This window comes from Streptomyces poriferorum (assembly GCF_019399235.1).
Taxonomy (GTDB): domain Bacteria; phylum Actinomycetota; class Actinomycetes; order Streptomycetales; family Streptomycetaceae; genus Streptomyces; species Streptomyces poriferorum.
The window spans coordinates 1-11,865 of the sequence record NZ_JAELVH010000218.1; the positions used below are offsets into that span (position 1 = coordinate 1).

Consider the following 11,865-nt stretch of genomic DNA (forward strand, 5'->3'; position numbering starts at 1 on the left):
TCCCGGTGCTCACGCTCGCGGCCGTGCTGCACGATGTGCCGGTCGCGCGCGACCTGGCGTTCCTCGCCGTCGTGGGGGCGGGGGTGTACGCGCGGCGGTGGGGGCCTCGCGGGCACTCGTTGGGCGTGTTCGGCTTCATGGCCTATTTCTCCGCCCAGTTCCTGCACACCGTTCCCGGCCGGCTGCCCGAGCTGTACGTGGCCGTGCTGCTGTCGCTCGTCGCGTCGTCGGTGGTGCGGTTCGGGGCGTGGTGCTACGAACGGCGGCTCGCCGCACCCGTGGCGGTCGCCCCGCCCGCCGGGGGAACAGGGCTCGCGAGGATCACGACACGGCAGGCGGTGCAGGCGACGCTGGGCTCAGGGTTCGCGCTGGCCGCGGGGCAGGTGCTCTCCGATCAGCGTTGGTACTGGGCCGTCGGCGCCACCTGGTGGGTGTTCGTGGCCACGACCTCGCGGGGTGAGACCGTCGTGCGCGGGTTCCGGCGATTTCTGGGGACGGTGCTCGGGATCGGTCTCGGCTTCGCCGTGGCCGTGCCGCTGCACCACGAACCGGTCGTGGCCGCCGTGGTCGTGGCGCTCAGCGTGTTCGGGATCTTCTACTCCGCCGCCGTCTCCTACACCTGGATGATGCTTGCAGTGACCGTGATGGCGAGCATGCTCTACGGGCTGCTCGGTGTGCTCGACGCGGATCTGCTCATGCTGCGGGTGACCGAGACGGGGGTCGGGGCACTCGGTGCCGTACTGGCGGTGCTGTTCGNGCTGCCCGTGACCACGCACCGCAGCGCGCGCTCCACCCACACCTCGGTCACCACGCACTCGGTGACCGAGGTGTGGGTGGAGCGCGCGCTGCGGTGCGTGCACACGTGCACGGCGGAGGCCGCCGCACGGCTCGCCGGGAGCGAGGACGCCGACCCGCCGCGTCGCGTCGCGGAACTGGAGGCGATCCTCGGCCGGGTGCGCCTGTCGCTCGCGCCGCTGGTGCACCCGCTCAACCCGATGAGGGCCCGCAGGCGACGGGCGCGGCATGTGCTCGCCCTGCTCGACGACTGTGCGCGGGAAGTGCGCGGACTGGCCTCCGTGGCGGCGGACCCGGAAGCCTCCCACGACGCCCGGCTCGCCGCGGCCTGCTGGCGCGTCGAGACCGCCGTGGAGGCGCTCACCGCGCCCGAGCGCCCCGCCCGCGCCACGGTGGCCGGGGGCGTCTTTGCGCACGCGGCGGCCACGGAACCCGCGCTCGCCCACCTGCACGGCCTGGAGCGCGCGCTCGCCGAACTGGCGGCGCCCCTGCACGCCACGCCCCGCGCGCCTCTCCTCCCGGCCTGACCCCGCCCCGACTCCGTACCCACGACTCCGTACCCCTGGTCCAGACCAAATGGCAGCACTGCTACGGTCGCCGCGGAAGATCGCGGCGGCCGTCGTCGTCGCGATCCGTCGGCGGAGAGAGGCAGTGCGGTGGACAGCAGTAACGGTGCCCGACGGGCATTCATCGGGTCGTTCACCTCGGCGGGCGGGCGCGGCATCACCGTCGCCGCCGTGGACGAGGAGACCGGGGCGCTCACCGTCCTGGGCACTACGGATGCCGTACCCGACCCCTCGTACCTCGCGCTCGGCCGGGGCCCCGAAGGTGCGGTCCTCTACGCGGTGAGCGAGACGCAGAAGGGTGCGGCGGCGGCCCTCGACGTCGGCCACGATGTTCCGAGGCCCCTCGGGGAGCTCCGGCCGGTCGACGGCGACGGCCCCACCCATGTCGCGCTCGCGGGCGGCCATGTGGTCACCGCCAACTACGGCTCCGGCAGCGTCACCACCCTGCCCGTGCTCGCCGACGGTTCGCTCGGCGCGGCCTCCTGCGTACTCGAACACGAGGGCAGCGGCCCGGTCGCCGAACGCCAGGAGGGTCCGCACGCCCACCAGGTCCTTCCTGACCCCTCGGGGAACTGGGTGCTCAGCGTCGACCTCGGCACCGACTCCGTACGGATCTGTGTGCTCGACCCGGAAACCGGGCAGCTGCGGCCGCACGGCGAGACGGCGCTGCGGCCCGGAACCGGGCCGCGCCATCTCGCGTTCCACCCCGCGGGCGGCCACGCCTATGTGCTGAACGAGCTGGAGCCCACGGTCACGGTGTGCCGGTGGGACCCGGCAGCCGGGGTCCTGGAGGCCGTCGGCGAGACGCCCGTACTGCCCGATGGGGCGAGCGGTGACGCCGGCCGGGCGAGCTATCCGTCCGAGGCCGTCGTCGCGCACGACGGCCGGTTCCTCTGGGTGGCCAACCGGGGCCACGACAGCATCTCGGTGCTCGCCCTCGATGCCACGGGCGAGCAGGCTTCCCTGGTCACGACCGTGAGCTGTGGCGGGCACTGGCCGCGCGACCTCGCCCTCGACCCGACCGGCCGGCGGCTGTACGCCGCCAACGAGAGGTCGGGCGACGTCAGCTGGTTCGCTGTCGACCCGGAGACCGGTGTCCCGGCTCCGGAAGGGTCCCTGGAGGTCCCTGCGGCCTCCTGCGTGATCTTCGCCTGAGGAACGGCGCAGGCCCCGGGACCCACGAACGGGTCCCGGGGCCTGCGTGTGTCACGGGCGGGCCGGGTGTGCTGTCCGTCCCGCTCCCGCGACGGACAGCACCCGGCCCCGGCCCGGATCAGTGAGCCTGAGCCCCCTGCGCCACCGCCGGAGCGATGCCGAGCGAGGACATGTACATCGACAGCACCAGCTTGCCGATCGCCGGGTACGCGCCGAGCGGCTCGGCGCTCGCGCAGCCGGCCTCCTTCACCGCGGCGTCCAGCATCCCGTCGGCCACCTCGGGGCCGACCAGATAGGGCGCCACGGCCAGCTGCAGCGAGCCGGAGCCCTTCAGCTGCTCGGCGATCGAGGCGACGGAGCCCTCGACATCGAGCGCTGCGGCCATCACCGGTACGGCGAGCCGCGCGGCCAGCAGCATGCCGGTGATCCCCGCCGCCTGCACGGCCTCCTCGCCGCCCACGGTGGCCAGCACGATGCCGTCGGCGGCCGTGGCCACAGTGAACAGCCTCGCGCGGTCCGCGCGGGCGAGACCGGCCTCGGAGAGGCGGACGTGCAGCGCCTCGGCGAGCAGCGGGTGCGGGCCGAGCACATCGGTCAGCTCGGCCGGAGCCCGGCTGTCCTCGATCGCGAGGCGTATCCGCTGGACCAGCGTGTTGTCGGGTCCCGCGAGCAGCGGCACCACGACGGCTGCCGGGCCCTCGGGCTCGGAGACCTCACGGCCGACGGCCTTCGCCAGCTCGAAGCGCGCGATGCGCTCGGCGGCGGCGTGGGCGAGAACGGAGGCAAGGGTGGGGTACTCGGCGTCGTCGCCGTCGAGGTAACCGATCAGGGCGTTCAGACCGGGCAGCTCGGAGCGGGCAATGCTGATCACCTCTTCGGCCAGACTGCGGCTGGCCGGGGAGGGGGTACCGGGAACGGCGAGAACGAGCGCGGCAGCGCCCTCAGGTGCGACCACGGGCTCCGGGCGGCGGTGCCGTCCGGACTGGCGAGGTCGCGGCATTCGTACAGGCAGGCCGGAAGCGGGCCCAGTGGGGGTGCTCATGGCGCCGCATGCTACTGGTTTTGGGTACCCCGCTGTGCGGGGAGGGGCCGGTCGAGCGTTGTCTGTCCGTATTTATCCGATCAGTGGCTTACCGGTCGACTGCCCTGCTCTGTCGCCCCTCGGGAGGTGCCGGATTCCTGCGGGGACACGGTGACCCGGAGCAGCGTGGGATGGAGCGGCAGCCGGAGCCCGTCGGTGGCGAGCGCCCGTGCGATGCGCAGCGAACCGATCAGCGGATCACCCGAACCGGGGACCGCCCGTGCCTGCGGCAGTTGTCGCGCCAGCTCCTCGCGCAGCGGGAGGAGCAGCGGCTCGCCCATCCGGAACAAGCCGCCGGTCAGCGCCACTTCGTACCCCGCGTCCCCCGCACCCGCCTTCGGGCACACCGCGGCGGCGGCCTCGGCGATGTGCCCGGCGGCGTCACGGAGGATGGCTTCGGCGACGGGGTCGTGGGCCGCGCACGCGGCCACCTCGGGAGCGAACGAGGCCAGGACCGCGGGCCGGTCGGTCCGCGGATAGAGCAGGCCGGGCAGTTCCGGCGGCGGGCCGAACACCGCCTCCAGCCTGGTCAGCAGTGCCGGGGAGCCCCCGCGCCGCCCGTCGTGGGCGCGCATCGCCGCGTCGAGTCCGGCCCGCCCGATCCAGGCGCCGCCCCCGCTGTCGCCCAGCAGATGCCCCCAGCCGTCGGCCCTTCGCCACTGCGTGAGATCCGTTCCCAGCGCGATCAGGCCGGTACCGGCTGCCACGACCGCGCCGGGCCGTTGCCCGACCGCTCCGGCGTACGCGGTCACCGCGTCGGCGGCCAGCGCCAGTTGCCGCAGACCGAAGGCGTCCGCCAGGGCCGCGGGCAGTTCGGCGCGCAGCTGGTCGCCCAGTGTGGCCATGCCGGCCGCCCCGATCGCCGCGGTCGCGATCCGGTCGCCTCCGCCGTGCCGGGCGAGCAGGTGCCGGACGGCCGGCAGCAGCTGATCGAGGAGGTGGGCGGCGTCGATGCCGGCGGGGCCGGTCCGCACCGGTTCGTCGCACACCGACATGGCCGGGGGGCCTTCCCCGGCCACGGTGCCCAGCGCCACCCGCAGCCCGGAACCGCCCGAGTCGACGCCGAGGACGTACTCCCCGGCCGCATGCCCGTGTGACTCCATGGAGCGGCTCCCGTCAGCAGAGGAATGACGGCGGCAGCCTATCGCCAGGCCCTCTTCGGCGAGCCGGAGGTGTCGCGCCGGACCGCCCCGGTGCCGAACGGTCGCCGCAGGTGGGGGAGGCGCGGGACGTCGGTCGTTACGCCGGTAGGGTGAGGCTGTGACAGCGCGACCGTTGAACGAAGTTGTGGAGCCCGGATGGGCCCGGGCGTTGGCCCCCGTGGCGGGACGCATCGCCGAGATGGGGGACTTCCTGCGGGCGGAGGTCGCCGCGGGCCGTACGTATCTGCCGTCGGGGGCGAACGTGCTGCGCGCGTTCCAGCAGCCCTTCGACGAGGTACGCGTGCTGATCGTCGGCCAGGACCCCTACCCCACACCGGGTATGGCCATCGGGCTGAGCTTCGCGGTGGCACCCGAGGTCCGTCAGCTTCCCGGCAGCCTGGAGAACATCTACCGCGAACTGCACACGGACCTGGGGCTGCCCCGCCCGTCGAACGGCGACCTGACTCCGTGGACGCGGCAGGGCGTGCTGCTGCTGAACAGGGCGCTGACGACCGCACCCCGCAAGCCGGCCGCCCATCGGGGCAAGGGCTGGGAAGAAGTCACCGAGCAGGCGATCCGGGCACTGGTCGCGCGGGGCACCCCGCTGGTCTCCATCCTGTGGGGCCGCGACGCACGCAATCTCCGGCCGTCGCTGGGGGACTTCCCGGCGATCGAGTCCGCCCACCCGTCCCCCATGTCGGCGGACCGCGGCTTCTTCGGGTCGCGCCCCTTCAGCAAGGCCAACGAACTCCTGGTGCGCCAGGGGGCACAGCCGGTGGACTGGCGTCTCCCGTAGCCGGGTGCGGGAGACGCTCCGCCCGCCACCCCGCCGCCGGCGAGTGGCCCGGTCCCACCGGATCCGGCCCGTCGGCGGCGCGATGCTCCCCGGTCACCCGCCGATCGTGGCCGCCCGGACGCACAGGACGTCGGGCAGGTGCGAGGCGAGCTGCTGCCAGCTGTCCCCGTCGTCCGCGCTCGCGTACACCTCTCCGTTGCGGTTGCCGAAGTACACGCCGGCCGGATCGGCGTCGTCCGTGCAGAGCGCGTCGCGCAGCACCGTGCCGTAGTGCGCGCCGTCGGGCAGCCCCGAGGACAGCGGCTCCCAGCTCTCGCCCGCATCGGTGGTCCGGAAGACGCGGCAGCGGTGCCCGGCCGGTACGCGGTCGGCGTCGGCGTTGATCGGGAAGAGGTACGCCGTGTCCGCGCGGTGCGGGTGCGCCGCCACCGCGAAGCCGAAGTCGGAGGGCAGGCCGGCGCCGATGTCCGTCCAGCTGCCCCCGGCGTCGTCGCTGCGGAACACACCCCAGTGGTTCTGGAGATAGAGCCGGTCGGGATCGACCGCGTCCCGGCTGACCTTGTGGACGCACTGGCCGAACTCCGGGTCGGGATCGGGCAGGAAGACCGCCGACACCCCCCTGTTCGCCGGGGTCCAGCTCTCGCCGCCGTCCGCCGTCCTGAAGACGCCGGCGGTGGAGACGGCGACCGTGACCGACCGCGGGTCCCGTTCGTCCGTCAGTACGGTGTGCAGTCCCTCGCCGCCTCCGCCCGGCACCCACTTCGAGCGCGTCGGATGCTCCCAGAGCGGGCGCACCAGCTCGAACGACTCGCCCCGGTCCTGCGAACGGAAGAGTGCGGCCGGTTCGGTGCCCGCGTACACGACATCGGGCGCCTCGGGGCCGGCCGGGTGCAGCTGCCAGACCCGTTCCAGTGACGTTCCGGTGAACTCCGGGAACTTCACCGCCGGTTGCGCGGGCTCGACCCAGCTCGCGCCCAGGTCGTCGGAGTGGAAGACGGACGGACCCCAGTGCGCGCTGTCGCCGCCCACGAGCAGCCGGGGGACGTCACCGCGCTTGTCGATGGCGATGGAGTAGATCGCCTGCGCATTGAAATGCGGATCGCCGAACTCCCATGCCCCGCCGCTCCTGCGGCCGATGAAGAGCCCCTTGCGGGTGCCGACGGTGAGCAGAACATCGGTCATGACCGAACCTCCCGAAACGCCGTTGTGCCGGATACGCGCCAGTGTGCACCCAGCCACTGACAGTGGCGCGCAGGACAGCTCCGGACACCGCCGCGTTCGCGGCCGGCGACGGGTTTCGGACGCCCGGCCCCCTCAGTGCCCCGGGCCGGGCACGCAGGGGCGGGTGAGGAGGCGGGTCGTGCTTCCGTCGTCCTCGGTGAGGTCACGGACGTGACGGAAGCCGATCCGGTTCAGCAGGGCGAGCGACGCCTCGTTGGCGGCGTCGACCGTCGCGTGTACCTCGGACAGTCCCAGGGTGGCGAAGCCGTGGGCGACCAGCGTCTCGGCGATCTCGGTGCCCAGGCCCTGCCCCCATGCCGTGGGGGTCACGGCGTAGACGATCTCGTGGCCGTCCACGCCGGGGGTGGGGGAGGGCTTGATCTCCGCGTGCCCGACGGCCCGCCCGTCGTGCCGCACCACCCACACGCCGAACAGGTCCTGTGCGTACACCTTCGTGAAGAGCCGCCCGAAGAGTGCCCGGTCCTCGGCCTCCTCGTCCACGCCGTCGCCCATCCAGCGCCCCACCCGGGCGTCCTGGAAGAGCGCGACGAAGTCTTCCTCGTCGGAGGGTGCGTACGGCTCCAGCAGCAATCGCCGCGTCCGCAGGACAGGGGTCTTCATGCCGCGCGACGGTACCGACGCCCGTATGCGGCCGCAACCGGGTTGATCAACGACCGGGGGCCGCCGTGCTGCTGCGTACGACCAGGTTGGTGGCCAGGTCGACGCGGGTGGTCGCGGGCTGCCGGCCCCGGCCGAGGTCGAGGACCAGCCGGGCCGCGGTCTCAGCCATCTCTATGAGCGGCTGGCGCACGGTGGTCAGCGGCGGCCCGATCCACCGGGTGAGCGGCAGGTCGTCGAAGCCGACGACGCTGAGGTCCTCGGGGATGCGCAGTCCGAGCTCGCGCGCGGCCTCGTACACACCGAGCGCCTGGAGGTCGTTCCCGGCGAAGATGGCGGTCGGCCGGTCCGCCATGCTCAGCAGTTCCATGCCCGTGGTGTATCCGGCCTCGTGCTGGAACTCGCCCTCGCGGACCAGAGCGGGGTCGATCGGCAGGCCCGCGGTCTCCAGGGCGGCGCGGTAGCCGTCCACCCGGGCGCGGCTGCACATCATCCGGGACGGGCCGCTGATCACTCCGATCCTGCGGTGCCCGAGCCCGGTGAGGTGGCGGGTGGCGGCGAGCCCGCCCTGCCAGTTCGTCGTCCCGACCGACGGGACGTCGTCGCCGGGGTCGCCGGCCGGGTCGACCACCGCGTACGGGATGTTCCGGCTGGTGAGCTGGGCACGCTGGGCGGCGGTGAGGTCCGACAGGACCAGGATCACCCCGACCGGCCGGCGGGCCAGCACGCCGTCCACCCAGGTCTGCCCGGGGGTGAGGCGGCCCGCGCTCTCCGACAGGACCAGACTCAGGCCCTCCTCGCGCGCGACGTTCTCCACGCCGCGCACGACCTCCATGGCCCACGCGCTGTCCAGCTCGTGGAAGACCAGGTCGATCAACTGCGACTGCGTCGTGGAGCCGCGTCTGCGGCGGTAGCCGTGCAGCAGCAACAGCTCCTCGACCTTGGTGCGTGTGCCGGGGGCGACATCGGCCCGTCCGTTCAGCACCTTCGAAACTGTCGGAGCCGAGACTCCGGCCGCTCGGGCGATTTCCGCCAGGGTGGCGGTGCCGTCCGACGACTCGCCGGCAGGCGCATTCTCCTGATGTGACTGGACGTTTGCGGGGCTCATACAGGGAATCGTAACTGCCCGCCGCCAGGAGGGAGGGGTGGGCCCCCAAGGAAAATTCCCTCGACGGGCCCTCTTGACTGGCCCGAAACACGACCGTACGGTTCCGGCAACATTCGCAAGCAGGGCCGAAACATTCGACAGAGGTGCGGTCATGGGGTCGGGAATTTTCACTCAGAGTACGCGTGCGGCGAGATGGACCGCAGCCGGTGCGGCCATGGTCATGGCGGGCGTGCTGGCGGGCTGCGGGTCGAACGGCGGCAGCGGTGGTGACGGCGGCACCCTCACCGCGTACGTCTACGGCGACGACGCGGTCAAGGTCCAGCAGGCGGCGGTCGAGGAGTTCAACAAGACCTCGAAGGTCAAGGTCAAGCTGATCCCGGTCCCGGGTACGGAGTACGTCAACAAGCTCCGCAGCGCCATGGGCTCGCCCAGCGCCCCGGACATCTTCTACAACTGGGGCAGCGGCTCCATCAAGCCCTACCGCGACGCCGGCCAGCTGGTCGACCTGACCTCGACCGTGAAGAACGACGCCACCCTGAAGGACGGCTTCCTCCCGTCCATCATCGAGGCGGGCAGCCTGGACGGAAAGATCTACGGGGTGCCGATGCGCGGCATGCAGCCCGTGATGCTCTTCTACAACAAGAAGCTCTTCGCCGAGAACAAGCTGGAGGCCCCCAAGACCTGGGAGGAGCTCCAGCACGCCATCACCACGTTCAAGGACAAGGGCATCACCCCCTTCGCGCTCGGCGGCCAGGAGAAGTGGCCCGAGCTGATGTGGCTGGAGTACCTGCTCGACCGGATCGGCGGCCCCGAGGTCTTCAACAAGATCCAGAGCGGGGACGCGTCCGCCTGGGGCGACCCCGCGGTCCTCAAGTCGGCCCAGACCGTGAAGGAACTGGTCGACGGCGGAGCCTTCGGCAAGAACTTCAACTCCGTCGACTACGGCAGCGGCGCAGCCCCCACCCTGCTCAGCAAGGGCAAGGCGGCCATGCACCTGATGGGTTCATGGGAGTACTCGACCCAGCTCGGCAAGGCACCGGAGTTCGCCAAGAACGACCTCGCATGGGCCAACTTCCCGACCGTGGCCGGCGGTGTCGGTGACCCGGCCAACGTGGTCGGCAACCCCACCAACTACTGGTCGATCAACTCCCGCACCAAGCACAAGGACGCCGCCATAGCCTTCCTCAAGACCATGGCGTCCAAGAGCTATGCCCAGGCCCTGGTCGACAACGGTGACGTACCCACCACGTCCAACGCCGCCTCCATGCTGAGCGGATCGCCCAACCCGCAGTTCGCGAAGGACCAGTACGACATGGTCCAGAAGGCGCCGAGCTTCACCCTCTCGTGGGACCAGGCGCTGGAGTCCGGTGTCGCCACCCCGCTGCTCACCGAGATCAGCAAGTTGTTCGCCGGTAAGTCCACGCCCGAGCAGTTCGTCGCCGCGATGAAGGCCGTCAAGTAACAATGTCCCACGTCTCTTCGTACAAAAAGGTGCGCGGAGGAAGGAAGGCGGCCGCCGGTAACGTCGGCCGCCCCTCGGTCGCCTGGGCCGTGCCCGGCATCGTCTTCTTCGCCCTCTTCGCGATCGTCCCGCTGGCGATCGCCGTCTATCTCTCCTTCTGCCGCTGGGACGGGCTGAACGCCCCGACCCCCATCGGCATGGGCAACTGGACCCGGCTGTTCAAGGATCCGGAGTTCCGTCAGGCCGCCTGGCTCAGCCTGCTGCTCACGTCGGTCAGCTGGCTGTTCCAGACCCCCGTGGCCCTGCTCCTCGGTGTCTGGGCAGCGGGCAAGCAGCGCAGCCGGGCCGTGCTCTCGGCGGTCTTCTTCATTCCGCTGCTGCTCTCCACCACCGCCATCGCGATGCTGTTCCACGCGCTGCTCGACCCCAACTTCGGCGTCATCAGGACGATCGGCCCGTGGTTCGGCATCGACCCGAACATCATGGGCTCCTCGACCGGAGCCCTGCTCACCGTGGCGTTCGTCGGCGGCTGGCAGTTCATGCCCTTCCACACCCTGATCTACCAGGGCGGCACCCGGCAGATCCCGCAGGTCCTTTACCAGGCGGCGGAGATCGACGGAGCGGGCATGCTCCGCCAGTTCTTCCACATCACCCTGCCGCAGCTGCGCCACACCATCACGACCTCCTCGGTCCTGATGATCGTCGGCTCGCTGACCTACTTCGACACCGTACTGATCATGACCAGGGGCGGCCCCGGCACGGACACCACCGTGCTCCCGTACCTCATGTACCGGACCGGTTTCCAGACCTACGACCTCGGCTACGCCGCGGCGATCGCCACGGCCCTGGTCGTGGTGGCCACCGCCCTGTCGCTGATCCTGGTCCGCTTCAGCGGCTTCGGGAACATGCGGTCCACCCGGGAAGGTATGTGACGCGATGTCAATCGACACCCGCCCCGTGGCACGCCCCACGTCACCCGTGACCCGGAGCCGGCTTGCCGCCGCCGGGCGCCGCAGGAAGTGGGGCAACCCCCTGGCCGGCCTGGGCTCACTGGTCTGGCTGCTGATCGTGGTCGTCCCGCTGTACACGCTGATCTCCTCGTCGCTCATGCACCAGGACGAAGCGCTCAACGGTGACCCGCTGGCCGTCCCGACCAACCCCACGCTCGAGAACTACCGCACCGTGCTGGACAGCGGCTTCTCCACGATGCTCACCAACACGGCGATCGTCGCCGTGGCCACCGTCGCCATCGTCCTGCTGCTCGCGGTGCCGGTCGCCTATGTCGCGGTACGCACCCGCAGCCGGCTCTCCTCGCTCGCCTTCCGGACCTTCCTGCTCGGCGTCGCGATCCCCGCGCAGGCGGTGATCGTGCCGCTGTACCTGCTGATCAGCAAGCTGGGTCTGTACGACAGCCTGCCGGCGATCATCCTGCCGACCGCGGCGTTCGCGATGCCGGTGGCGGTGCTGATCCTCAGCGGCACCATGCGTGACGTCTCCGAGGAGATGTACGAGGCGATGGCCCTCGACGGTGCGACGCCCCTGCGGATGCTGTGGCAGCTGGCGATCCCGATGTCCAAGGGCGGCATCAGCACGGTGGCGATCTACACGGCCCTCCAGGCGTGGAACGGCTTCCTGTTCCCGCTGATCCTGACCCAGTCGGAGGAGAACCGTGTCCTGACGCTCGGTCTCTTCAACTTCATGTCCCAGTTCGGGATGAACATCCCTGCCGTGCTGGCCGCGATCGTGCTCTCCGTCGTGCCGATCTTCGCCGTGTACCTCGTGGCACGCAAGGCACTGGTCAACGGACTGATGGGGGTGGGCGGCAAGTAGTACTCCACGCCGCCCGTACCACCGCACTCACGAGAGGAACCCTGCCCCCATGGCAATCCCCGCTGTCCCGCACGCCCGCGGCACCGGAGCC

Annotated in this window: 11 protein-coding genes; 6 read left to right on the forward strand and 5 right to left on the reverse strand. The window is 71.4% G+C overall.

All coding sequences use genetic code 11. The features are described from left to right. Nucleotides 1-1,322: FUSC family protein (locus tag JGS39_RS29140; RefSeq protein WP_219572632.1), on the forward strand; the 1,322-nt coding region annotated here is incomplete at its 5' end. A 129-nt stretch (nucleotides 1,323-1,451) separates the two neighbouring features. After that, nucleotides 1,452-2,516: a lactonase family protein gene (locus JGS39_RS29145; RefSeq protein WP_219572634.1), complete on the forward strand. Its 1,065-nt coding sequence runs from the start codon at nucleotides 1,452-1,454 to the stop codon at nucleotides 2,514-2,516. A 118-nt stretch (nucleotides 2,517-2,634) separates the two neighbouring features. On the opposite strand, the gene JGS39_RS29150 is transcribed toward JGS39_RS29145, so the two are convergent. After that, complete coding sequence (locus JGS39_RS29150; protein ID WP_219572636.1) at nucleotides 2,635-3,558, reverse strand: sirohydrochlorin chelatase; 924 nt, start codon at nucleotides 3,556-3,558, stop codon at nucleotides 2,635-2,637. An 80-nt stretch (nucleotides 3,559-3,638) separates the two neighbouring features. Further along, nucleotides 3,639-4,700 carry an N-acetylglucosamine kinase gene (locus tag JGS39_RS29155; protein ID WP_219572638.1) on the reverse strand — a complete coding sequence of 354 codons (1,062 nt, stop codon included), beginning with the start codon at nucleotides 4,698-4,700 and terminating at the stop codon, nucleotides 3,639-3,641. Nucleotides 4,701-4,857: 157 nt separating this feature from the next. On the opposite strand from JGS39_RS29155, the gene JGS39_RS29160 reads away from it, so the two are divergent. Beyond that, nucleotides 4,858-5,535, forward strand: a complete 678-nt coding sequence (locus JGS39_RS29160) for a uracil-DNA glycosylase (protein WP_219572640.1) — start codon at nucleotides 4,858-4,860, stop codon at nucleotides 5,533-5,535. A gap of 93 nt (nucleotides 5,536-5,628) precedes the next feature. Here JGS39_RS29160 and JGS39_RS29165 read toward each other — a convergent pair whose 3' ends face one another. The 3 genes from JGS39_RS29165 to JGS39_RS29175 all read right to left on the reverse strand — a co-directional run bounded on the left by JGS39_RS29165 (nucleotide 5,629) and on the right by JGS39_RS29175 (nucleotide 8,482). Continuing rightward, the gene (locus JGS39_RS29165) at nucleotides 5,629-6,717 is read right to left on the reverse strand and encodes a WD40/YVTN/BNR-like repeat-containing protein (protein ID WP_219572642.1); all 1,089 of its coding nucleotides are present in this window, start codon (nucleotides 6,715-6,717) and stop codon (nucleotides 5,629-5,631) included. A gap of 132 nt (nucleotides 6,718-6,849) precedes the next feature. Next, nucleotides 6,850-7,377 carry a GNAT family N-acetyltransferase gene (locus JGS39_RS29170; RefSeq protein ID WP_219572644.1) on the reverse strand — a complete coding sequence of 176 codons (528 nt, stop codon included), beginning with the start codon at nucleotides 7,375-7,377 and terminating at the stop codon, nucleotides 6,850-6,852. A 46-nt stretch (nucleotides 7,378-7,423) separates the two neighbouring features. Continuing rightward, a complete protein-coding gene (locus JGS39_RS29175) occupies nucleotides 7,424-8,482 on the reverse strand; it encodes a LacI family DNA-binding transcriptional regulator (RefSeq protein ID WP_219572646.1) in 1,059 nt (352 codons plus the stop codon). Nucleotides 8,483-8,696: 214 nt separating this feature from the next. On the opposite strand from JGS39_RS29175, the gene JGS39_RS29180 reads away from it, so the two are divergent. From JGS39_RS29180 to JGS39_RS29190, 3 genes are read left to right on the forward strand one after another with little or no spacing between them, the layout of a single operon-like run. Beyond that, complete coding sequence (locus JGS39_RS29180) at nucleotides 8,697-9,944, forward strand: extracellular solute-binding protein (RefSeq protein ID WP_219572652.1); 1,248 nt, start codon at nucleotides 8,697-8,699, stop codon at nucleotides 9,942-9,944. A 2-nt stretch (nucleotides 9,945-9,946) separates the two neighbouring features. Beyond that, entirely contained in the window at nucleotides 9,947-10,876 is a 930-nt protein-coding gene (locus JGS39_RS29185) for a carbohydrate ABC transporter permease (protein ID WP_219572648.1), read from the forward strand. Nucleotides 10,877-10,880: 4 nt separating this feature from the next. Further along, a complete protein-coding gene (locus JGS39_RS29190) occupies nucleotides 10,881-11,774 on the forward strand; it encodes a carbohydrate ABC transporter permease (RefSeq protein ID WP_219572650.1) in 894 nt (297 codons plus the stop codon). Nucleotides 11,775-11,865: the final 91 nt, after the last annotated feature.

Coding starts and splice junctions, on each gene's coding strand:
- JGS39_RS29185 (WP_219572648.1), top strand. CDS start 9,947: ATGTCCCACGTCTCTTCGTACAAAAAGGTGCGCGGAGGAAGGAAGGCG.
- JGS39_RS29170 (WP_219572644.1), bottom strand. CDS start 7,377: ATGAAGACCCCTGTCCTGCGGACGCGGCGATTGCTGCTGGAGCCGTAC.
- JGS39_RS29150 (WP_219572636.1), bottom strand. CDS start 3,558: ATGAGCACCCCCACTGGGCCCGCTTCCGGCCTGCCTGTACGAATGCCG.
- JGS39_RS29155 (WP_219572638.1), bottom strand. CDS start 4,700: ATGGAGTCACACGGGCATGCGGCCGGGGAGTACGTCCTCGGCGTCGAC.
- JGS39_RS29175 (WP_219572646.1), bottom strand. CDS start 8,482: ATGAGCCCCGCAAACGTCCAGTCACATCAGGAGAATGCGCCTGCCGGC.
- JGS39_RS29165 (WP_219572642.1), bottom strand. CDS start 6,717: ATGACCGATGTTCTGCTCACCGTCGGCACCCGCAAGGGGCTCTTCATC.
- JGS39_RS29190 (WP_219572650.1), top strand. CDS start 10,881: ATGTCAATCGACACCCGCCCCGTGGCACGCCCCACGTCACCCGTGACC.
- JGS39_RS29180 (WP_219572652.1), top strand. CDS start 8,697: ATGGTCATGGCGGGCGTGCTGGCGGGCTGCGGGTCGAACGGCGGCAGC.